Source organism: Bellilinea sp., from assembly GCF_034432615.1.
In the GTDB taxonomy this organism is placed as follows: Bacteria; Chloroflexota; Anaerolineae; order Anaerolineales; family Anaerolineaceae; genus Bellilinea.
In genome coordinates this window covers 1-20,706 of the sequence record NZ_DAOUBL010000296.1, presented here as the reverse complement: position 1 = coordinate 20,706, position 20,706 = coordinate 1, and the positions used below count along the sequence as shown (strand labels likewise).

The 20,706-nt window shown below is 50.3% G+C and carries 23 protein-coding genes and 1 pseudogene; 14 read left to right on the top strand and 10 right to left on the bottom strand.

All coding sequences use genetic code 11. The features are described from left to right. The 8 genes and pseudogenes from VAE48_RS13560 to hypE all read left to right on the top strand — a co-directional run. Positions 1 to 451 (top strand): annotated as a pseudogene (locus VAE48_RS13560) (hypothetical protein); the annotation flags it as partial. A gap of 114 nt (positions 452 to 565) precedes the next feature. Further along, the gene (locus VAE48_RS13555) at positions 566 to 1,060 is read left to right on the top strand and encodes a cyclic nucleotide-binding domain-containing protein (RefSeq protein ID WP_322793865.1); all 495 of its coding nucleotides are present in this window, start codon (positions 566 to 568) and stop codon (positions 1,058 to 1,060) included. 74 nt (positions 1,061 to 1,134) lie between these two features. Beyond that, positions 1,135 to 1,479 (top strand): hydrogenase maturation nickel metallochaperone HypA, encoded by a 345-nt coding sequence (gene hypA / locus VAE48_RS13550; protein WP_322793864.1) that lies wholly within the window; start codon positions 1,135 to 1,137, stop codon positions 1,477 to 1,479. An 8-nt stretch (positions 1,480 to 1,487) separates the two neighbouring features. Further along, the gene (gene hypB, locus VAE48_RS13545; RefSeq protein WP_322793863.1) at positions 1,488 to 2,162 is read left to right on the top strand and encodes a hydrogenase nickel incorporation protein HypB; all 675 of its coding nucleotides are present in this window, start codon (positions 1,488 to 1,490) and stop codon (positions 2,160 to 2,162) included. A gap of 11 nt (positions 2,163 to 2,173) precedes the next feature. Beyond that, positions 2,174 to 4,489, top strand: coding sequence for a carbamoyltransferase HypF (gene hypF / locus VAE48_RS13540; protein ID WP_322793862.1), 2,316 nt, complete (start codon positions 2,174 to 2,176; stop codon positions 4,487 to 4,489). After that, on the top strand, positions 4,467 to 4,730 hold the full coding sequence (locus VAE48_RS13535) for a HypC/HybG/HupF family hydrogenase formation chaperone (protein WP_322793861.1): 264 nt from the start codon (positions 4,467 to 4,469) through the stop codon (positions 4,728 to 4,730). Before hypF ends, VAE48_RS13535 begins: the two co-directional genes overlap by 23 nt. Positions 4,731 to 4,735: 5 nt before the next feature. Further along, positions 4,736 to 5,848 carry a hydrogenase formation protein HypD gene (hypD, locus tag VAE48_RS13530; RefSeq protein ID WP_322793860.1) on the top strand — a complete coding sequence of 371 codons (1,113 nt, stop codon included), beginning with the start codon at positions 4,736 to 4,738 and terminating at the stop codon, positions 5,846 to 5,848. Between the two features lie 29 nt (positions 5,849 to 5,877). Then, complete coding sequence (gene hypE / locus VAE48_RS13525) at positions 5,878 to 6,918, top strand: hydrogenase expression/formation protein HypE (RefSeq protein WP_416181051.1); 1,041 nt, start codon at positions 5,878 to 5,880, stop codon at positions 6,916 to 6,918. A gap of 5 nt (positions 6,919 to 6,923) precedes the next feature. Here the strand turns inward: hypE and VAE48_RS13520 are convergent, their stop codons facing one another. Then, on the bottom strand, positions 6,924 to 8,396 hold the full coding sequence (locus tag VAE48_RS13520) for a serine hydrolase (protein ID WP_322793858.1): 1,473 nt from the start codon (positions 8,394 to 8,396) through the stop codon (positions 6,924 to 6,926). Positions 8,397 to 8,435: 39 nt separating this feature from the next. Further along, entirely contained in the window at positions 8,436 to 9,374 is a 939-nt protein-coding gene (locus VAE48_RS13515) for a hypothetical protein (protein WP_322793857.1), read from the bottom strand. Between the two features lie 103 nt (positions 9,375 to 9,477). Between VAE48_RS13515 and VAE48_RS13510 the strand changes: the two genes are divergently transcribed. Together VAE48_RS13510 and VAE48_RS13505 are read left to right on the top strand one after the other, a co-directional pair. Beyond that, positions 9,478 to 10,278 carry a class I SAM-dependent methyltransferase gene (locus VAE48_RS13510; RefSeq protein ID WP_322793856.1) on the top strand — a complete coding sequence of 267 codons (801 nt, stop codon included), beginning with the start codon at positions 9,478 to 9,480 and terminating at the stop codon, positions 10,276 to 10,278. Positions 10,279 to 10,281: 3 nt separating this feature from the next. Next, entirely contained in the window at positions 10,282 to 10,944 is a 663-nt protein-coding gene (locus tag VAE48_RS13505; RefSeq protein WP_322793855.1) for a PIG-L deacetylase family protein, read from the top strand. Between the two features lie 60 nt (positions 10,945 to 11,004). On the opposite strand, the gene VAE48_RS13500 is transcribed toward VAE48_RS13505, so the two are convergent. From VAE48_RS13500 to sufC, 7 genes are all read right to left on the bottom strand, one after another. Next, positions 11,005 to 11,343 carry a non-heme iron oxygenase ferredoxin subunit gene (locus tag VAE48_RS13500; protein ID WP_322793854.1) on the bottom strand — a complete coding sequence of 113 codons (339 nt, stop codon included), beginning with the start codon at positions 11,341 to 11,343 and terminating at the stop codon, positions 11,005 to 11,007. Positions 11,344 to 11,349: 6 nt separating this feature from the next. Then, positions 11,350 to 11,748 carry a Fe-S cluster assembly sulfur transfer protein SufU gene (gene sufU / locus VAE48_RS13495; RefSeq protein WP_322793853.1) on the bottom strand — a complete coding sequence of 133 codons (399 nt, stop codon included), beginning with the start codon at positions 11,746 to 11,748 and terminating at the stop codon, positions 11,350 to 11,352. A 13-nt stretch (positions 11,749 to 11,761) separates the two neighbouring features. After that, positions 11,762 to 13,006, bottom strand: coding sequence for a cysteine desulfurase (locus tag VAE48_RS13490; RefSeq protein WP_322793852.1), 1,245 nt, complete (start codon positions 13,004 to 13,006; stop codon positions 11,762 to 11,764). 33 nt (positions 13,007 to 13,039) lie between these two features. Next, positions 13,040 to 13,333, bottom strand: a complete 294-nt coding sequence (locus VAE48_RS13485; protein ID WP_322793851.1) for a hypothetical protein — start codon at positions 13,331 to 13,333, stop codon at positions 13,040 to 13,042. 153 nt (positions 13,334 to 13,486) lie between these two features. After that, a complete protein-coding gene (gene sufD, locus VAE48_RS13480; protein ID WP_322793850.1) occupies positions 13,487 to 14,845 on the bottom strand; it encodes a Fe-S cluster assembly protein SufD in 1,359 nt (452 codons plus the stop codon). Positions 14,846 to 14,896: 51 nt separating this feature from the next. Beyond that, positions 14,897 to 16,309, bottom strand: coding sequence for a Fe-S cluster assembly protein SufB (gene sufB, locus VAE48_RS13475; RefSeq protein ID WP_322793849.1), 1,413 nt, complete (start codon positions 16,307 to 16,309; stop codon positions 14,897 to 14,899). Between the two features lie 40 nt (positions 16,310 to 16,349). Beyond that, positions 16,350 to 17,129: a Fe-S cluster assembly ATPase SufC gene (gene sufC / locus VAE48_RS13470; RefSeq protein WP_322793848.1), complete on the bottom strand. Its 780-nt coding sequence runs from the start codon at positions 17,127 to 17,129 to the stop codon at positions 16,350 to 16,352. 234 nt (positions 17,130 to 17,363) lie between these two features. On the opposite strand from sufC, the gene VAE48_RS13465 reads away from it, so the two are divergent. Beyond that, positions 17,364 to 18,005 (top strand): helix-turn-helix transcriptional regulator, encoded by a 642-nt coding sequence (locus tag VAE48_RS13465; RefSeq protein WP_322793847.1) that lies wholly within the window; start codon positions 17,364 to 17,366, stop codon positions 18,003 to 18,005. Further along, complete coding sequence (locus tag VAE48_RS13460) at positions 17,998 to 18,354, top strand: iron-sulfur cluster assembly protein (protein ID WP_322793846.1); 357 nt, start codon at positions 17,998 to 18,000, stop codon at positions 18,352 to 18,354. The genes VAE48_RS13465 and VAE48_RS13460 overlap by 8 nt, the downstream gene beginning before the upstream one ends. Here VAE48_RS13460 and VAE48_RS13455 read toward each other — a convergent pair. Continuing rightward, on the bottom strand, positions 18,351 to 18,716 hold the full coding sequence (locus VAE48_RS13455; RefSeq protein WP_322793845.1) for an SCP2 sterol-binding domain-containing protein: 366 nt from the start codon (positions 18,714 to 18,716) through the stop codon (positions 18,351 to 18,353). The two genes, VAE48_RS13460 and VAE48_RS13455, sit on opposite strands and share 4 nt — an antisense overlap. A gap of 207 nt (positions 18,717 to 18,923) precedes the next feature. Between VAE48_RS13455 and fni the strand changes: the two genes are divergently transcribed. Both fni and VAE48_RS13445 read left to right on the top strand, forming a co-directional pair. Then, entirely contained in the window at positions 18,924 to 19,961 is a 1,038-nt protein-coding gene (gene fni, locus VAE48_RS13450; RefSeq protein ID WP_322793844.1) for a type 2 isopentenyl-diphosphate Delta-isomerase, read from the top strand. Beyond that, positions 19,958 to 20,706, top strand: a 749-nt coding sequence (locus VAE48_RS13445; RefSeq protein ID WP_322793843.1) for a polyprenyl synthetase family protein, incomplete at its 3' end; no start/stop codon positions are given. The genes fni and VAE48_RS13445, both read left to right, overlap by 4 nt.

Genomic DNA, 20,706 nt, shown 5'->3' with positions numbered 1-20,706 from the left:
CAACCTGGACCGCCAGGACGACGGTGTTGCCTGGCACATCCTCAGACAGGTTGCCGAACGGCTGAACACACAACTTCCAGAAACCCCCGAAGAATACCTGTACGAGTTATCACCCTCAATCACTGTGGGGTTCGCACTTCATCTGATTCCGGAACACGCCGAATGGTTGAGCCGCTATGAGCGTGTATTATTTCTCGATGCACATACCGGCAGCGTTCCGCAGGATGTTTCATTCACCCTCCTTAAGCCGCAGTTTGAACCCTCTCCTTTTACACATCACCTAACCCCCGCCACCTGCCTGGCATTGTGTGAAACACTTTACCAGAAATCACCGCAGGGAGCGTTGTTATCGGTACGCGGTTTCAACTTCAATTTCAGTCAGTCGCTTTCCCCTTCCGCCCGACTGCTGCTTGAACCCGCCGTAGAACAGGTTTTGAAATGGCTGGGTTGAAAATCAGGCAACTTTTGGTGACAAGTTACCCGCCAGAATGATGACGCAGGACACTTTAACAGATACACCGGTCAATGGTACAAACATAAATAATCACAATCCTGCTCAACAACCATGCAAAAGACAAGCCTGATCGAAACCCTCCAAACCATACCCTGGTTTTTAGATCTAAAACCCCAGCAAATTGAAGCGCTGGCTGATATTTCATCCATTGTCCATTGCAAAGAAGGCACAGCCATCTTTTGTGAGGGTGACCGCGTAGATAATGTGTACATCATCCTATCGGGAGAAATTGGCGTAGATATCACCATACCAACTCGCGGTGTTGTGCGCATTGCGACGGCTGAACCACTCGATATTATCGGCTGGTCAAAATTGACCCCGGTGGTTCGTCAGCGAACCGCCTCAACCATTGCCATCAAGGATTCAACCCTGCTGGTCCTCAATGGGGATGCGTTGAACCGCCTGTGTGAAGATGATCCGCGGCTCGGATATATTATCATGCGCCGCATTGCCAACGTGGTTGCCAGCAACCTTTTGACCATCAAGCTCCAAATGATGGACATCATTCTTCAGTCTTCCAATGAAACCGGCCTGACCACAAGATAAACCAGGGATAATCAGGTAATTCAACAATTTAAGGGATTTTCAATCCGTATTGTCTTAATGGTAAAATTATCCCTATGCACGAGCTAGCGGTAACCGAATCCGTTCTTGACATCGCGCTGCGCCACGCTGGTCAGGCAAATGCATCGCGTGTAACCGATATTTATCTGGTGATTGGCCGCTTTTCCAGCATTGTGGATGATTCGGTTCAATTTTATTGGGACATGATCGCCGAAAACACTATTTGTCAGCATGCAACCCTGCATTTTAAGCGAGTTCCAGGCCGTATGAAATGCCTCGAATGTGAAAAGGAATTTGAAGTTCAGCAGTCTCTCGACCCCTGCCCCTATTGCGGTAGTTTTCACCTGAACATCATCGGGGGCGAAGAATTTTATGTTGAATCCATCATTGTAGAAAAATGAGGAGAGCAATGTCCCCCACCACCCGTATCCCTGTTGTTGAGAAAATTTTCGATGCCAACGATCAGGTTGCCCAGCAAAACCGCAGCCTGTTCGATCTTCACCACACCTTTGCAATCAATGTCATGGCTTCCCCCGGTGCTGGCAAAACCACCTTCATCCTTAAAACGCTGGAAGGACTTTCTTCTAAATATCGCATGGCTGTAATTGAAGGGGATACTGCCCCTGTAACCATTGATTCCGATAAAGTATCGGCCATGGGCATACCCGTTGTTCAAATCAATACCGGAGGCGACTGCCACCTGGATGCCGTCATGTTGCACGCCGGCTTACAATCCCTTCCATTGCAGGATGTGGATATCGTCTTGATTGAAAATGTGGGCAACCTGATTTGTCCAGCTGCCTTCAAATTGGGTTCTCATCTCAATTTGCTAATTGCCAGCATCCCGGAGGGGGACGACAAACCATACAAATACCCCAACATGTACCGCGGGCTGGATGTTCTGGTGGTCAACAAAATGGACTTGTTGCCCTATGTGGATTTCAACATGGCTTACTTTCAGCAGGGAGTAGAGATACTCAACCCCGGCTTGCGTACTTTTCCGGTTTCCGCAAAAACCGGCGAAGGAATGCAGGCATGGTATAACTGGCTGGATGAGGTTGTTCAAAAACATCGCCAAAAATGAGCGCGGAATCTTTGGCAGTTCGAGTTCTGGTTAGCGGTATTGTGCAGGGGGTTGGTTTTCGTCCGTTTGTTTACAATCTCGCGCGGCAGAATGGCGTAAAAGGCTGGGTTCGCAACACATCCGGTAATGTTGAAATTCATCTGGAGGGCAGCCAGCATCATCTGGATAATTTCCTGAAGCAGTTGAAAACTCATCTCCCACCCCTGGCACGGATTGATTCATTGCAGGTCATCACCACCCAACCCGAATACGCCGATGATTTTCGGATTCTTTCGAGCCAGGTAGATGTTAACCAGTTTCAGCCCATTTCCCCGGATTCGGCCATTTGCACCGATTGCCGCCGGGAACTCTTCGACCCGGCTGACCGCCGTTTTCGCTATCCATTTATCAATTGTACTAACTGTGGTCCGCGCTTTACCATCATCAAAAGTCTGCCTTATGACCGCCCGAACACCACCATGGCAGACTTTGAGATGTGTCCTTCCTGTCGCGAAGAATATCACAACCCTCAAGACCGCCGCTTTCATGCCCAGCCGGTGGCCTGCCCACAGTGCGGCCCTCAGGTCTGGCTGGAGGAGAACGGTCAACTCATTGCTGAAAAGGATGCTGCCATTCAAACCGCTCGCGAATGGTTGAAGCAGGGCAAAATTCTTGCCATCAAAGGGCTGGGCGGTTTTCATCTGGCCTGTGATGCCACCAATCCCCATGCCGTTCAAACCTTACGGGAACGTAAACAGCGCAGCGATAAACCCTTTGCCTTGATGGCCTTTGACCTTTCTGCCATTGAAGAATTTTGTGTTGTTGAACCCGAAGAAAAAGAGTGGCTCGAATCGCGCATTGCTCCGATTGTGTTGCTACAATCCCGCAGCCCTAACCGGCTGCCTGACAATATCGCTCCGCAACAAAAACGGCTGGGTTTTATGCTGGCGTACACGCCGCTGCACCTGCTGCTAACCGAACCCGAACAAGGTTATTCACCGGTACTGGTGATGACCAGCGGCAACCTCAGCGATGAGCCAATCGCCTACCGCGATGAACAAGCCCGCCAACAACTGGCCACGCTGGCGGATGCTTTTCTTTTCCACAACCGTGAAATTCATATGCGGATTGACGATTCGGTCATCCGGTTGCAACAAAAAAAACTCTATCCCATCCGCCGTTCACGCGGTTTTGCGCCGGATGCAATCATCGTCAACCACGAAATGCCTCCCTTGCTGGCAACCGGCGCCGAGTTAAAAAACGCTTTTTGCCTCACCCGCGGAAAATACGCCTTCCTCAGTCACTACATCGGCGATATGGAGAACTACGAAACCCTGCAATCCTTTGAGGAAGGCATCACTCACTATGAGCAAGTTTTTCAAATTCAACCTGCCGCAATCGCCTGTGACCAGCATCCCGACTATCTGGCAACGCGTTATGCCATTCAACGTTCCCAATCGCAAAACCTGCCATTGATTCAGGTGCAGCATCATCACGCCCATCTGGTTTCCTGTTTGGGTGATAACCAATGGCTCAACGACCAGCCCGTTATTGGAGCCATTCTGGATGGCACCGGTTACGGTAGTGATGGTGCAATTTGGGGTGGAGAATTTTTACTGGGCAACCACAGCGCTTACCAGCGGATTTTGCACTTGAAGTATGTACCTCTCCCAGGTGGCGATGCTGCCGTCCGGCGCGTCAGCCGAATTGCACTGGCACATCTATGGTCAGCTGGTATTGAATGGGAAGCCGATCTGCCCCCTGTTACAGCGCTTTGCGAAGAGGATAGGACTCTGCTGCGCACTCAGCTGGAACACCGCATCAACACCCCGCTCACTTCCAGCATGGGCAGGCTCTTTGACGCTGTTTCTGCCCTGCTGGGCATTCGCGACCGCATCACCTATGAAGGACAGGCAGCCATCGAGCTGGAAAACCTGGCGGATGAAAGCGAAAGCGGGTTTTATCCCTTTGTAATTGCTGAAGATGAGATTGACCCGGCCCCACTTTGGGAAGCCGTCCTATCCGATTGGCGGAAGGGAATTTCTCCAGCGGTTATTGCCGGCCGCTTTCACAATGCCATCGCACAGTTAATTCTGGAAGCCGCCCAAAGCATCCGTAAAACCAGTGGAGTGAATGTCGTCGCTCTGTCCGGAGGGGTCTGGCAAAATTCACTCCTTCTGAAAAAAACAATACCCCTTCTCCAGAAACATTCATTTGAAGTGCTCCTGCATCAGCGCGTGCCGCCGAATGACGGTGGAATTGCACTGGGGCAGGCTTTGATTGCTGCCGTATATCTGCAACAAACGGCAGAGAAAGGATTGGAAAATGTGTCTTGGAATTCCCGGTAAAATTGTTGAACTGTATCAACAGGCTGGCTTACGCATGGCAAAAATTGATTTTGGCGGCGTTTTACGGGAAGCCTGTGTTGAGACCCTGCCCGAAGCAAAAGTCGGCGATTACGCCATCATTCATGCCGGCTTTGCATTGAACCTGCTAGATGAACAGGAGGCACTTGAAACCCTGGCATTGCTGCGCCAGGCTGGGGTGCTGGAGGAAGAGCTGAATTTACCGAGCACACAACAGGAATAATCGCTATGGACTTAAACCTGCTGAACCAAACCCTGCGGGATGAACGACAGGTTAAAGCAGAAATTGAAAAAATTCGCCGCATTTTGACCCGCCCATGGGTATTGATGGAAATTTGCGGCGGTCAGACCCATGCCATCATGCAGTCCGGGCTGGATCAGCTGCTGCCGGCGGAAATCGAACTGGTGCATGGACCCGGCTGTCCTGTTTGCGTCACGCCACTGGAGTTGATTGACAAAGCCCTGGCGATTGCTGCCCGTCCAGAAGTGATCTTTTGTTCCTTTGGCGATATGCTGCGCGTGCCGGGATCCAACCGCGATCTGTTCTCCCTGCGCGCCAGCGGAGCGGATGTGCGGGTCGTGTATTCTCCCCTGGATGCCGTAAAAATTGCCCAGCAAAACCCTCAGCGCGAGGTGGTATTTTTTGCCATTGGTTTTGAGACCACTGCTCCACCCAACGCCATGAGTGTGCTGCAAGCCAAAGCGCTGGGTTTGAAAAATTACTCGGTGCTCGTGTCGCAGGTATTGGTGCCCCCTGCCATGCACGCCATCCTTTCCGCTCCGCAAAACCGGGTGCAGGGGTTTTTGCTTGCCGGGCATGTCTGCACCGTCATGGGCTATCAGGATTATCTACCCATCGCTGAACAATACTATGTCCCCATGGCAGTAACCGGCTTTGAACCGCTGGATCTGGTTCGAGGTATTTATTCGGTAGTAACCATGCTGGAGAACAACGAAGTGAGAGTTGAAAATGCCTACGCTCGAGTGGTTAAACCTGAGGGCAATCCAGCCGCTCAGGCAATCATTCAGCGGGTTTTTCAGCCGGTTGATCGCAACTGGCGCGGAATCGGCCGTATTCCACACAGCGGTTGGGGGCTGCGTCCGGAATTTTCCGAATTTGACGCCGAGCTGCGCTTTGATGTAGGCAGCATACAAACCCATGAATCCCCTCTGTGCATTGCCGGCCAAATTTTACAAGGGCTCAAAAAACCATTCAATTGCACTGCATTTGGCGATCCATGCACCCCGCAAAACCCACTCGGAGCGCCCATGGTTTCGGCCGAAGGGGCATGTGCCGCCTACTACCGTTTTGCCCGCACGAATTCCACCGGAATGGGATAAAAATCATGCCAGACTCTTCCTTTCCCGCCATGCAAGGGCCGGTCTGCCCCTTACCCCTCAAACATGATGATCAAATCATCCTTGGGCATGGCAGTGGCGGACGCCTGACCCACGATTTGATTAAAAATATCTTTCTGCCCTATCTTTCCAGCCCTCCACTTCTCCAGGCAGATGATTTTGCCCGTCTGAACAAACCTGACGGCGAAGTGATCATTTCTACCGATTGTCATATCGTCAGTCCGCTCTTCTTCCCCGGCGGGGATATTGGCCGGCTGGCAGTCTGCGGCACAGTCAACGACATTGCCGTTTCCGGCGCCCAACCCCTCTACCTGACGGCCGGTTTTATCCTCGAAGAGGGCTTGCCGATTCACACACTGGTACGAATTCTGGAATCGATGCGGGCTGCGGCTCATGAAGCCGGTATCCAAATTGTTGCCGGGGATACCAAAGTGGTTGAAAAAGGCAAAGCCGACGGGGTCTTTATTACCACCACCGGCCTCGGCTTCTTACCGCAAGGCCGAAGCATCAACGGCCGTCAGGCGCAACCGGGTGATGTCATTCTGGTATCCGGCAGTGTGGGGGATCACGGCATTGCTGTTCTGGCAGAACGCGGTGAATTGGGATTCAGCACGCAGATTCAGTCGGATGTTGCTCCGCTAAACGGATTAATTCAAGAGCTTCTGGCGGCAGCGCCGCATACCCACGTCCTGCGCGACCCCACCCGCGGCGGTCTGGCCACAACCCTCAACGAAATTGCCGCCCAAAGTCAGGTTGGGATGCTGCTCCACGAAAATGCCATACCCATCCAGCCGGCTGTGCGAGCTGCGTGCGAGATGCTCGGTTTTGACCCGCTCTACATAGCCAACGAAGGCAAAGTCATCGCCATTGTCCCTCCACAGGAAGCTGAAGCCGCCCTGCAGGCCATGCGCTGCCATCCTTATGGAAATCTGGCATCCCGAATTGGGAAAGTCACCTCCGATTTTAACGGCCGCGTACTGCTTAAAACCAGCATCGGCGCTACCCGCGTGCTGGATATGCTGGCAGGTGAAATCTTACCGCGCATTTGTTGACCATTTCAGCGGTAACGAATTTCGCCAAAATTCCACTCTATTTGATAATCCGGGTTCCATGCGTTGAAAATGCGCTGACTCAGGCGTGCTGTTAAAGCATTGGCCGGTTCGAACAGCAATTGCGCAGGGTCATAAAGGAAAATAACCATCACATAATCTGACTGCGGACCGAATACAATTCCCGCATCACTGATCGTATGTAAAAAGCCATCACTCTCTTCTGTCCAGCCATGTTTGTGGGCAAAGGGCACTCCCTCGGGCAATCCGGCCTCTCCCAAAACACCAATGCGGTTGCGTTTCATGGTTTCCATCAAATAGTCACATTTCTCGGCGTTAATTTCTTCGGGAAAGGTTTCCACAAAGACCCCCTTCTCCGAAACGGCGCATTGGTAAATTTCCTTCAACAAACGGCCCATCTCGCCCGCCGTTGTCTGATTATACACATCGGGATTGATATTAACATCGAGGCGCTGGTTAGCCGGTGTATCGAAACGCTGTAACAGTGGAGCACCAAGATAAAAGTAGCCAGCCAAAAAAGTATTCTGAAACCCGGCTTTTTGCAGCATTTCAGTCACTTTCAAAGGAGCCAGCGTCGAGCCGAGGTAAACCTCCATGATTCGGTCGGCAGGCGGATTTTCGGAATAAACCATCATCCGTTCGGATAGCCGCATAAATTCGTCCGGAAAAGGAGGCTGCACCTGCATTAATGCCGTCAATAGAATGGGGATTTTAATAGTAGAAGCAGCCGAAAAGGCAATCTCTGTCGGCACCTCTTTGCCATTTGCTACAGCAAAATGCACCTGTTGGTCTTTGGATAAGTGGTAAGCATAAATTTCCGCAATTCCATTGAAATTGGCTTTCCGCAGTTCGTCCATTAGAACGGCTTTTAGCAAACTGGCATCCACCCAATCCATGGGTTGCTCCTGGACGATCAGGTCCACCTGTCTTTCCAAAGGATTGCTCAACGCCGCCCGAAAACGAACAAGGGAAGCCTCGATATCCAAAAACCTGCCTGAAACGCCTGCTGAAAAGCGACTGCTGGCTGGAATGGGAAAGGGCGGGACAGGTATCACATCATAGCGGTTGGCGATCTCACTTTGCAGATAGCCTCTGAGTTGACTTTCATCCAGAGAAAACCGAATCTCACGCTCAATTACCAGTTGGGGATCATTCCAGAGGTAAGCCCAAAAAGAATTGAAGTTGGATTGTTTGGGTTGAGGCTGCGCGCCATCTAAAAAGATCACGCTGAAACCAAGCGCTTCAGCCGGTGTATGAATAATTTGCCCTTGATAGCGTAATTCAAACGGACTCAGATAAACCGCCAATACTCGCTGCTGAGCTTGATCCAGCGTCAGCCCGCCCACATGAACAACTCCCCACTGGCTGTTTTCCGGCAGCACGGCTTGGGTTTGTCGGTACTCCCGAAAGGCATTTAGCGTCAGCAATCCGGCAGCCAAAATCAGAATAAGGGAAACCACCCTCAGTGAGATTTTCCAGCGACGAGGTTCCACTCTGGTTTAACGATAACAATCAATAGAAACAGCCATCAAGGGATCAATCACCGCCGGTCCTTCTACGGTCTTAATTTCAAGGATCGGGTTCATGTAGGTATAGCGTGCCGAAAGTCCCTCGGGCACATAAATCCGCACACCTTTGATATCGGTATACATCCAGTTCTTGCCGTCGAAATGCCAGTGGTCAGGCTTTCCTCCAAATAATGCCGCTGCCCCCTGCTGCGTGGGCGGACAGGCGAATAATCGCCCCTGCCGGGCATACTGTGTCACGGTAGGAGGGGGTGGAATCAATTGCACTTTTTCACCACTCAACAATCCGTTCACCACAAGAATAGCGCGGTCAAAGATACCGGTCTGGTAAATCAACATCCCAGCAATGACCAATCCGAGGATCACCAAAATCAACAGCAAGGCGCGCTCCAACGACTTTGACCGCGCTGGTTCTTCAACAATGTCCATAATCCGCTCAATTTGCGCTTCGTTGAGGCGCGGATCTTTTTCCAGGATCAGGCGCACCTCTTCTCTGGAATTACCCAATTCAAGCAATTTTCTGGCTTGCTGAATAGCCCTCTCCGGTGGTTCGGTTATCCCCTCATGACCGCTAAAATCTTCTTTACTCAGATTAATGCGCGTCAGGGGTTTCCCCCCACCGGTGACGGCAATCATCTTTGCATAATTCAAATGATCTTTTTCGATCTTTTGCTTGATTTTCTCTCGTACCATTCCAAAGGGCATCCACACGCCATATAGTTCAACGCCCAACATTTCCGGGTATTGAATCAAACGAATTTGTTCCCCCGTTTCGGAAACTTCAAATTCCGTTGAACAGTGCGAACAGTGCAGCAAATCCGGCACGCCAGCTTCACGAATAATTTCCAGCCCTGACTGATTGCATACCGGGCAATTCAAACTCTTAACCCAAAAAGCAAGAATGGAGTTCATGGGGCGGACTTTTTCCATAACCTAATTATACTGATCCAACCCTCTCCTTGACAATCTATTTACATCATTTATACTTACACCATCTTAAACGGGAGACACATAAATGAAATACGACTATCAGGAAACTACCAAAGATTTACTCAAGAGAATTGATATCCATTCCAAATTTGGCAGCCGCAATATTGATGAATGGATGCTGGAAATATTACCCCTCCAGAAAGGGCAAAAGATTTTGGATGTTGGCTGCGGCGCCGGCAAACAATGTTTCTCCTATTACGATTATTTGAACGGGGAAGCAAAAATTCTGGGGGTGGATGTCAATAAAGAATTGCTGGATGAAGCCAAGCAGGAAAATCAGCGCCGCAAGGCAAATGTCGAATTTATGGAATTGGACTTCAACCGTCCATTCAATTTACCCGAGAACCACTTTGATCTGGTGTCGTGTTGCTTTGCCATTTACTACGCTGAAGATATCCCCTTTACCATTCGCGAAATGCACCGCGTATTGAAACCCGGCGGTGTACTCTTTACTTCTGGTCCAATGCCAGAAAACAAACAGCTTTTTTACGACATCATTCGCGAAGCCACCCAAAAGCACATCCCACCCATGCCGGGCAGTTCGCGCTACGCCAGCGAAATTTATTCCACAATTAAGGATACCTTTGCAAAAACCGAACTGCACATCTTTGAAAATCCCTTAACCTTTGAAAGCGTCGAACCTTTCATTGAATACACGCGCGCTTCCCTCTCTGAGGATCGCCGTCTTTGGAAATCTTTCTTTCAGGACAAGGAAGACTTCAATCGCATTATGACCCAAATCGAAGAAACCGCCACCCGCCGATTGGAAAAAGAAGGCAAACTGGTTATGACCAAAGTCGTCGGCGGTATTCTGGCCACCAAATAGCCTATGGGACAGGATCTGATTTTTTACGGAAGACGGGTGTTGTTTCTCGGCGCTCACCCGGATGATATCGAGATTGGCTGTGGAGCTTTACTGGCGCAAATTGTGGATAAGACCGATATCCTCTGCGTCACACTTTCCGACAACCAGAAAAACCCGGAATTGAAGAACCTTGTAGAGGAACATTATCAATCCATGGCAGTTTTGGGCGTTCCGGAGGAAAAAGCCATCCTGGGTCAGTTTGAAACCCGGCGTTTTCCCTATTACCGCCAGGAAATTCTGGAATATCTGATTCAGATCAACCGCACTTACAAACCGGATTTGATTTTTGTACACACCAAAGCTGACATTCATCAAGATCACGCCACCCTGACTGAGGAAGCGCTGCGTGCCTTTCGAGGAACGACCGTGCTGGGTTTTGATGTCATTCGCAGCAGCTATGGCTTTTTCCCGAGTTTTCTGGTTGAAGTGAGCGAATCGGCTGTCGAAAGGAAAATTGAAGCCCTCAAGCAGTATAAAACCTATCAAAACCGCTATTACTTTGATCCGGATATCACTCGATCCACCCTCATCCGAAACGGCGCTATCTGTGAACGTCCTTTCGCTGAAGGATTTGACATCCTCAGAGTGGTAGGAACCTTTGCCAGTCCGATCAATAACGGTAATTGAACTTAAGACTAATCAACCAAAGGCCCCGCCACTTCGCGGGGCTTTTTGGATTTTCGATGGTCAGTCGGGTACACCGACCTCAATATCATCTTCAGTAATCCGCACCGGATAAGTGGGAATATCTACAACGGCCGGCAGTGAAAGTACCTTGCCGTTGCGCACATCAAAACGCGCGCCGTGACGCGGACAGATGATCTGATGTCCGTCCAGCTCGCCATCTCCCAAAGGGCCGTCATCGTGGGTGCATATATCCCCAATGGCAAACAACTTACCGGCAATATTAAACACCACAATGGAAACATCGCCGATTTCGACAAAAAGACGTTCGCCCGGAGGGAGGTCCTCCACTTTTGCGACTGTGTAAAAGGAATAATCCGTCAAATCAATCGGTTCGGTCATAGGCTCTTACTCCTCCACCAGACTGTCACTGGCTTCACCCAAACCATAAACTCCGGCTTTAATGACTTTTAGCGGGAGTAAGGCACACTTCAAGCGTACCGGCCCCAGCTCAATCCCCAGTAAATCCAGCACGTCCTCTTTATTCAAGCGCTTGACTTCTTCCAGGGTTTTACCAATGATGCTTTCCAAAAGCAAATCGGCTGAAGCTTGAGATATGGCGCAGCCGTGACCGCTGAAGGCAGCCTCCACCACCCGTGAGTTTTCATCTACACGCAAATCTATGCGGATGTGATCACCGCACAGCGGATTCTCATCTTCAAAAGAAATATCATGAGGTTCAAGCACACCCCGGTAAAGGGGTTCTTTGTACCGCTGAATAATAATTTCGCGATAAAGATCATCCATTGCGGTTTGCCTTTTAACCGAAAATCTTTTTTACTTTTGCCAGTCCGCGCACCAATTGATCCACTTCCTCACGGGTATTATAAAGATAAAAACTTGCTCGCGTCGTCGCCGGCAAGCCAAATTTTTCATGCAGCGGCATGGCACAATGATGTCCGGCGCGTACTGCAATTCCCTCACTATCCAGGATTTGCGAGACATCATGCGGATGCACGCCACGCATGGTAAAGGATGCCACACCACCTTTTTGTTCAGCAGACGGCCCGTAAACTTTTACCCCCTCAATCTCGCTCAGCGCTTCAAGCGCATAACCGATCAGCTCATATTCGTGGGCTGCCACCCGTTCCATGCCAACCCTACTCAGGTAATCCACCGCCGCACCAAATCCAATTGCCTCTGCAATGGCCGGTGTACCGGCTTCAAATTTATGAGGTAGATCATTGGGACTGAAGCTGCGCAAATACACCTTTTTGATCATATCTCCGCCGCCTAAAAATGGCGGCATGGCCTCCAGCAATTCCTCTTTGCCATAAAGCGCGCCAATGCCGGTCGGACCCAGCATTTTATGCGCAGAAAAGGCAAGGAAATCTACATCTAAATCTTGAACATTGACCGGAAGATGCGGTACCGACTGAGCGCCATCCACGAGCACAAGCGCACCCGCTGCATGAGCCAGACGGGTAATCTGCCGTATGGGGTTAATTGTCCCCAGCACGTTGGACATGTGAGTAATGGCAACAATTTTTGGCTTTTGCTCCAGGAATTGCTCAATTTCGCTCAGGTCAAGCAAGCCTTCATTCGTGACGGGAATGAAATCCAAAAACAGTTCCTTCTCCTGTGCCAGCATTTGCCACGGCACAAGATTGGAATGATGCTCCATTTCTGTCAGCAGAATACGGTCACCCCGTTGCAAAAACTTGCGTCCCCAGCTGAATGCCACCAGATTGATCGCCTCGGTTGTATTGCGAACAAAAATTACTTCACGACTTTTACGCGCTCCAATGAAGCGGGCAATTTTTTCACGGGCCGCCTCATATTGGGCGGTAGCCTCTTCCGCCAGGGTATGCACCCCGCGGTGAATATTGGCGTTGTTTCTTTCGTAATACTCGTTCATTGCCCGAATGACCGCCAGCGGTTTTTGTGAGGTCGCCGTCGAGTCCAGATAGACCAGTGGAATACCCGGCGCAATCTCCCGCTTGAGGATTGGAAAATCGTCTCGGATTCGAAGGACATCGATACGATCAGTCTTGGTGGTGTTCATCAATTACCTCATTACAACCAGTAAATGGTCTGCCTATTCCGAGTTTGCCAGCTCTGCGCGTGATCCTTTTTTGGCGGGGAAGCGGATGTGAGGGGAATTTTGTGGATACCAGAGGATATGGTCCGGCACCATCCAGCCATCCGTCAAAAAGACGTTGGTGCGGAATTGTACAGCAACCATTTTGGGGTCCACCTGTACAACAATCCCTTTTAACCAACCACGAACGCGCTGGCCGCCTTTTTCATGGTCACAATAAACCTCAACCGTATCCCCCACCTCAAAGGTTGTTTCGGGTTCCGGTGGGTTGATGAAAGGAACTCCTGCCATACCTTGCTCCCTCTCGTAATATTATCGATCAATCAGTTAATTTTATCACAAACCATTCAAGATTGAACGATTCTCAGTCAGACAGGCTACCCTTTCCGGTTATTTAGTGGAAAGGGCAGCCTTTGTGTTATTTTGATCAAAACAATGAAATTATCAGCCGTGATACACTTCCATCTTTCGGGTAATCGCTTCCTGGAAGCGTTCCCGCACCCCTTCAAAGGGAATCCGCTGCATGATTGGGTCGAAGAACCCTTCCACGATGAGGCGTTCTGCCTCGACCTTGGGAATGCCCCTCGCCCGCAGGTAGAAGACCTGATCCGGGTCAATCTTTCCGACCGTTGCACCGTGTGTACAGCGCACATCATCCGCCAAGATTTCCAGACCGGGAATGGAATCAGCTCGCGCCTCACGGCTGAGCACCAGATTTCGGTTTGCCTGATATCCATCCGTTTTCATTGCACCCGGCGCCACATAAATCATTCCCTGCCACACCACCCGACTGCGGTCAATCAACGCACCCTTGAAAAGCAAATCGCTGGTGGTGTTCGGCGCCAGATGATTTTGCTGTGAGTCATAATCCAGATGTTGCTGACCATCCGTGAAGTAGAAGCCGGACATTCGCCCGCTTGCTCCTCGACCGATCAGGTCTAAATCGGCAAAATTTTTGGTCAATTGGCCACCCATGGCACCAAAAATCCAGTCCAGGTTGCCATCTGCTTCAACCTGAGAGCGTTCATGGGTGAAATTCCAGACATTTTCACCCCACGATTGCAACTCAACAAAACGCAGATTTGCACCCACGCCGACATGCACTTCTACCAATCCCACATGCAGGGTTTGGCCCGCTTCCGTCGGTGAGGCATATTCGTGAACATAAGTAACGCGAGCGCCCTCCTCCAGCCACACAATCATGTGAGAAATATGCGCCAGATTCACGCCGGGTCCCCACAACAGACTATGAAGCGGTTGGTCAATTTCCACATTGCGTGGTACATACAACAGCACGCCGGTATCTGCCAGGGCAGCCGCCAGCGCAGCAAACTTACCTTCGGTGGGCTTCACCACTTTATTGAGAACTTTTTCCAGCAGGTGTGGAAACTGTTCTTCTGCCGTGCGCAGATCAGTAAAAACCACACCTTTTTGCGCCAGTTCTGCAGAGAGCGCAACTTGCGAGCCGCCCGGCATCAGGATGATCTGCCCGCCGTGATCGCCATCGGCAATGGGACGCATCAATTCTTCCGGCAGAGGAGCCAAATCTAGATAGGCTTCCTTCTGTGGCAGACGGAAGCGATCCGCTTCCAGACCCCGCAAGTCGGTGCGTCGCCAGGCTTCTTCTTTGACGGAAGGCATGGGCAGTGATTGATAAGTTTTCCAGGCCTCAAGGCGATAATTGGAGATAAATTCGCTCATTCCAGCCGAGCGAACCATCTCCTGAGTAAAAGCAAAGTCCTTTACAGCGGCTTCATCGCGCCGCCGGGTACGGGTGACGATTTTGGGAATCTCTTTGGTCATAGGTTTAATGAATCCTCTTCTGGTTGGTTTTGCATTGTGACAACAGCCCAATCACCCAATTGATCCTTCCATTTGCAGTTGAATCAGGCGATTCATTTCAACGGCATATTCCATCGGCAATTCTTTGACCAACGGCTCAATGAATCCTGAAACGACCATCGTTGTGGCTTCTTCCTCGCTCAAACCACGGCTCATCAGGTAAAACAATTGTTCCTCACCCACTTTGGAAACGGAGGCTTCATGTCCAATGGTGACATCCTGTTCGTCTATTTCAATGTATGGGTAAGTATCCGAGCGCGACTGGGGGTCGAGCAGCAGTGCATCGCACACCACATTGGAGCGCACATCTTCGGCACCCTTATAAACTTTCAGCAACCCGCGGTAGGAAGCCCGCCCGCCGCCTTTGCTGATGGATTTGGAAGTGATTTTACTGCTGGTGTGCGGCGCAAAGTGAACCACTTTACCGCCAGCATCCTGCCACTGACCCGGTCCGGCAAACGCCATGGATAGGATTTCACCGTGTGCACGCGGGCCCATCAGGTAGCAGGAGGGGTATTTCATGGTGACTTTGGAACCCAGATTGCAGTCCACCCATTCCATGGTGCCTTCTTCTTCCACAATTGCCCGCTGGGTGACCAGATTATAGACATTGGTTGACCAGTTCTGAATGGTGGTGTAGCGCACCCGCGCACCTTTCTTGACAATGATCTCAATCACACCGCTATGGAAAGAGTCGGTGGTGTACTGTGGGGCGGTGCAGCCTTCAACATAATGAACCTGGGCACCTTCATCGGCGATGATCAGGGTGCGTTCGAACTGACCAATATTCGCCACATTCAGGCGGAAATAGGCCTGCAGGGGCAAATCTACTTTGACCCCTTTAGGAACATATACAAATGAACCACCCGACCAGACCGCGCTGTTGAGCGCAGCGAATTTGTTGTCCTCAATGGGGATGACCGTGCCAAAATACTGTTTGAAGAGATCAGGATGTTGGCGCAGGCCGTCTTCAATACTCAGGAAAATCACCCCTTGCTTTTCGAGGTGCTCCTGAATACTGTGATAAACCATTTCCGATTCGTACTGCGCGCCCACCCCGGCAAGGAATTTCTGTTCAGCTTCCGGAATACCGAGCCGTTCGAAGGTCTGTTTAATGGTCTGCGGGACATCATCCCAGGTACGTCCGGCCATTTCAGCCGGCTTAACATAATAGACAATTTCATCCAGGTTCAAATTGGACAGGTCAGCCCCCCAGGTTGGAATGGGTCGCTGCAGGTAATGATTGAGCGCTTTGAGTCGAAACTGGAGCATCCACTCCGGTTCGCCCTTCATCGCCGAAATTTGGCGGACAACCTCTTCGTCCAACCCTTTACGCGTCTTAAACACCGATACATCCGGGTCCTGAAACCCGTAGCGATATTCTCCCAATTGCTCCAAAAAATCCGTTTGCGGATCCACACTCATTTCAGCCTCCTCTCAGCCGATAAATAATAAGGTTTTCGATTCAGGCAGGTGTGCCATTATCCACTTTTTCGCGCACCCAATCGTAACCGTGCTCTTCCAGATGCAGGGCCAAATCGGCATCACCAGTTTCAACAATGCGGCCGTCCATCATCACATGCACCACATCGGGGCGAATGTAGTTCAAAATGCGCTGATAGTGGGTAATCACCAACACGCCCAGATTTTCACCCCGCAAAGCATTCACACCTTCCGCAACAATTCGCAACGCGTCAATATCCAAACCAGAGTCCGTTTCATCCAGAATGGCAATTTCCGGCTGCAATACGGCCATTTGTAGAATTTCGGCGCGTTTCTTCTCTCCGCCCGAAAAGCCGTCATTCAAGTACCGCCCCGCGAAGGAAGGATCAACCTTTAAAAGTTCCATTTTGGCTTTGAGCATTTTGCGGAATTCCGGAATGGGAATACCCTTATCTTCCGGGTTTTGCGCTCGCCGGCGGGCATTCACTGCTGTCCGCAAAAAGTTTGCAACCGTCACGCCGGGGATCGCCACAGGATATTGAAAGGCAAGGAAAATGCCCAGCCTCGAGCGTTCATCCGGCTCAAGTTCTAAGATGTTCTGTCCTTTGAAAATCACTTCCCCGTCCGTCACTTCATAGGCCGGATGCCCCATCAGCGTATAAGCAAGGGTGGATTTGCCGGTGCCATTCGGACCCATAATGGCGTGAACCTCGCCTTTCGGCAGGGTCAGATTGACCCCTTTGAGAATTTCCTTTCCTTCGATGCTCACTTTCAGGTTGCGAATAATCAGTTCATCAGTCATTTCAAGGTCGCTCCTTCAATTTTTTGTTTTTTGTAGTGTAATGAAAATTGAATTTATTTCAATATCATTATAAAAATCTTGTATAATCTGTGCACCAGCAGGATTATAGCATAAAGCCTTTTTTGGGTCAATATTTATCATAAAATTCTTATATATTGACAATTTTCCTCGCCCTTGATATACTTTTCACCAGCAGCCATGAGAAAAGTTTTTTGGGTAGTAAACAGGTAAGCAATGGAAATTAAAAGTACGCGCGATAAAATCATGCACACATTACTGAACAACCCACGCTCCACCATTAACGAGCTGGCAGAAGCAGTAGGTATTAACGCAATTTCCGTTCGCCACCACCTGAACAGCATGCTTGCGGATGGTGTGGTTGCCTCTGAAGAGGAGCGTCACGGTGTAGGCCGCCCGCGCCTGGTTTATTACCTGACCGAACGAGGTCTGGAAAAATTCCCAACCCGTTACTTCAGGTTAGCCAACCGCCTGCTCGGTAGGTTAAAAGAAACCCTCCCGGCCTCTGCTGTGGAAACCATTTTCTCTGAAATGGCACGCGAACTTGCCGAAGACCACCTTCGTGAGACCCAGAACATGTCACTGGAAGAAAAACTGGACTTTTTGAAAAAATTACTGAGCGAGGAAGGCTTTATCATCGAGTGGGAAAAAATTGGCGATTCATATCACATTCACGAAATCACCTGTCCCTACTTCCATGTCACCCAGGCTCATCCCGAAGTCTGTGCCGTCGACCAGACCCTGATTTCAACTGTTTTGTCACTGCCTGCTCAAAAAATCCAATGCGTTTTGAGCGGTGATCATCATTGCACGTATATCATTCCATTGGAAAAGGCTGGAAATCCAAACCATGAATGAAGAATTCGGAACCCCCGGTACCAACCGCGCGGTGTGGGATGCTGAAGCAACCCATCCCGAGCTTTGCCAGAAATTGCGCGATTCACTGAATCAGGTCATGGATCCTGAAATTGGTTTGAGCGTGATTCAATTGGGATTGATTCGCAACTTCCAGGTTTTAGAAGATCAAGCCCGCATCAAGATGATTCTCACTACACCCTTCTGTCCTTACGGCCCCGCCCTGATTGATATGACGCGGGTCAAAGCCGAAGAAGGCCTGGACATGCCCGTATCCATTGAACTGGGTATGGAAGTATGGGACTTCTCCATGATGGAAGAAGGGGTTGATCTCGGCTGGGGATTGTACTAATCCAACTTCCCACCCAGAGCCCTTAACTGGTCTTTATCCGGTTTAAACAAACCGGTCAACTGCATTGCCAGACTCATGTTGCCGCTAATTTTGACTTTACCCATTAAGTAAGCCCGCATGGCATCCAGTCTGCCTGTAAAAATATCCAAAACAATTCCCGCATCACCGGCAAGAGTTAAATCCAGGGGCTCAATTTTCTCTTTTGACACCCGGCAGGTTTGATTTTCAATCACCACCGTCCAAAAACCCCCACCTTCACCACCCAGATCAAATCCAATCCGCGCGGTCATTCCTTTCGCCTGTTCAGGAATAAAATAATTGGGTAACAGGTCCATTAAGTCTTGAATAGAAACCGTAGTCATTCCTTCCATTCTCCATTTTTCCACCATTGTATCACTTCTGATTTGTAATCGAAACATTGAAACGACCGTTGGATCTGTTGACTAGGCACTCCCGGTTAATGGTCCTGGTTGTTATCTAAAGTGTGTACAATCTTTGTAAAACTAGCCAATGACAGATTGGGGATATTTGGTATACTCAAATTACTTTAATCGTCTGGTTTGAATAACATGGACAGCAATTTTTCACCTCTCACCCATCGCAAAGCCGATCACATCCGCATCAACCTGGAGGAGGACGTTTCCTCCAGCCGCACCACCGGGCTGGAGCGTTATTTTTTTAGCAATGAAGCTCTACCCGATTTTAATCTTGCCGATGTAGACACAAACCTGACCCTGTTCGGTAAATCACTCCGCGCTCCACTTTTGATTTCCTCGATGACCGGCGGTACTCCACATGCCGGGCAAATCAACCTTCGCCTCGCAGAAGCCGCACAGGAAAAAGGAATAGCGCTTGGTTTAGGTTCTCAGCGGGCTGCTCTCGAACATCCTGAGCAGCAAGCCACTTTTCAGGTACGCTCCGTTGCGCCCGATATCCTCCTGTTCGCCAATCTCGGCGCGGTTCAATTAAATTATGGTTACACCGCAGAACATTGTCTGCGCGCCATTGAAATGGCACAGGCCGATGCCCTTTTCCTGCACCTGAACCCCTTGCAGGAAGCCCTTCAACCGGAAGGAGATACCCATTTCTCCGGTCTGCTTCAAAAAATTGAAATGGTCTGTAAAACATTACCGGTGCCGGTGATTGCTAAAGAGGTCGGCTGGGGAATTTCCGCTGAGACAGCCCGCCGTTTGGTTTCTGCCGGCGTGGCAGCCATTGATGTGGCCGGTGCTGGTGGAACCTCGTGGTCTCAAGTCGAAATGTTTCGCATGAACGATCCGTCATTAGCCCGCATTGCCGCCGTCTTTCGCAATTGGGGCATTCCCACTGCTGAAGCAGTCCGGCAGGTACATCAGGCATTGCCCGATACTCCGGTTTTTGCTTCCGGTGGTTTGCGAAATGGTTTAGATATTGCCAAATGCCTGGCTTTGGGCGCAACCCTGGGCGGAATGGCAGGTCCCTTCTTAAAAGCCGCTGTGGTTTCTGTCGAAGAGGTTGCAGCCACCATTGATGAAGTGGTCTCTACCTTGCGCATTGCCATGTTTGCCTGTGGTGCAAAAGACCTTGCTGCTCTTCACCGCATAACCTTGCAGGAGGTATTGCCTTGACCACCCTTCAACAATTCAACCAGCAAATGCAGCCCGCAATTGATCAGACGATGCAAGGGGTGGTTGTTTCTCATCCCCTGATCGGTGAATATCGAGGATTAAAAGAAATGCTCTCCTATCACCTCGGCTGGGATGTGAAGTTCAATCGGGGTGAGGTACAGGGTAAACGCATTCGTCCTCTCTTGGTGCTGCTGACCTGCGCAGCCTGCAACAATAACCACTGGGAAAAAGCCCTGCCGGCTGCCGCCGCCGTTGAATTACTCCACAACTTTTCTTTGATCCATGATGACATTGAGGACCGCAGTCCTTTACGGCGCGGTAGAGAAACCGTCTGGAAAAAGTGGGGTGATGCGCTGGCGATTAATGCCGGTGATGCACTCTTCAGTCTTTCCTTTGAGGCTCTGCACAATCTTAAACAAACCTGCTCCGATAACGTGGTTATTCAGGCCTTAAAAATCGTGAATACGACCTGCGTCAAACTGACCGGCGGTCAACATCTGGATATTTCTTACGAAAATGAGCGCGCTATTGGTTTGGAGGATTACTGGCGCATGATTGAAGGGAAAACGGCCGCGTTGATCAGCGCCAGCATTCAACTTGGCGCCGTGATCGGCGGGGCATCTGATCAGACACAGCAATATCTGGCCGAGTTTGGAAGATCGTTGGGAATTGCCTTCCAGATTCAGGATGACTGGCTGGGAATCTGGGGGGACGCTGCTCGGACTGGAAAATCCACCGAAAGTGA

Bases quoted from the DNA above. Each gene is read 5' to 3' on its own strand.
- VAE48_RS13555 (WP_322793865.1), top strand. From the start codon at position 566: ATGCAAAAGACAAGCCTGATCGAAACCCTCCAAACCATACCCTGGTTT.
- hypA (WP_322793864.1), top strand. From the start codon at position 1,135: ATGCACGAGCTAGCGGTAACCGAATCCGTTCTTGACATCGCGCTGCGC.
- hypB (WP_322793863.1), top strand. From the start codon at position 1,488: ATGTCCCCCACCACCCGTATCCCTGTTGTTGAGAAAATTTTCGATGCC.
- VAE48_RS13535 (WP_322793861.1), top strand. From the start codon at position 4,467: ATGTGTCTTGGAATTCCCGGTAAAATTGTTGAACTGTATCAACAGGCT.
- hypD (WP_322793860.1), top strand. From the start codon at position 4,736: ATGGACTTAAACCTGCTGAACCAAACCCTGCGGGATGAACGACAGGTT.
- hypE (WP_416181051.1), top strand. From the start codon at position 5,878: ATGCAAGGGCCGGTCTGCCCCTTACCCCTCAAACATGATGATCAAATC.
- VAE48_RS13515 (WP_322793857.1), bottom strand. From the start codon at position 9,374: ATGAACTCCATTCTTGCTTTTTGGGTTAAGAGTTTGAATTGCCCGGTA.
- VAE48_RS13510 (WP_322793856.1), top strand. From the start codon at position 9,478: ATGAAATACGACTATCAGGAAACTACCAAAGATTTACTCAAGAGAATT.
- VAE48_RS13505 (WP_322793855.1), top strand. From the start codon at position 10,282: ATGGGACAGGATCTGATTTTTTACGGAAGACGGGTGTTGTTTCTCGGC.
- VAE48_RS13500 (WP_322793854.1), bottom strand. From the start codon at position 11,343: ATGACCGAACCGATTGATTTGACGGATTATTCCTTTTACACAGTCGCA.
- sufU (WP_322793853.1), bottom strand. From the start codon at position 11,748: ATGGATGATCTTTATCGCGAAATTATTATTCAGCGGTACAAAGAACCC.
- VAE48_RS13490 (WP_322793852.1), bottom strand. From the start codon at position 13,006: ATGAACACCACCAAGACTGATCGTATCGATGTCCTTCGAATCCGAGAC.
- VAE48_RS13485 (WP_322793851.1), bottom strand. From the start codon at position 13,333: ATGGCAGGAGTTCCTTTCATCAACCCACCGGAACCCGAAACAACCTTT.
- sufD (WP_322793850.1), bottom strand. From the start codon at position 14,845: ATGACCAAAGAGATTCCCAAAATCGTCACCCGTACCCGGCGGCGCGAT.
- sufB (WP_322793849.1), bottom strand. From the start codon at position 16,309: ATGAGTGTGGATCCGCAAACGGATTTTTTGGAGCAATTGGGAGAATAT.
- sufC (WP_322793848.1), bottom strand. From the start codon at position 17,129: ATGACTGATGAACTGATTATTCGCAACCTGAAAGTGAGCATCGAAGGA.
- VAE48_RS13465 (WP_322793847.1), top strand. From the start codon at position 17,364: ATGGAAATTAAAAGTACGCGCGATAAAATCATGCACACATTACTGAAC.
- VAE48_RS13460 (WP_322793846.1), top strand. From the start codon at position 17,998: ATGAATGAAGAATTCGGAACCCCCGGTACCAACCGCGCGGTGTGGGAT.
- VAE48_RS13455 (WP_322793845.1), bottom strand. From the start codon at position 18,716: ATGACTACGGTTTCTATTCAAGACTTAATGGACCTGTTACCCAATTAT.
- fni (WP_322793844.1), top strand. From the start codon at position 18,924: ATGGACAGCAATTTTTCACCTCTCACCCATCGCAAAGCCGATCACATC.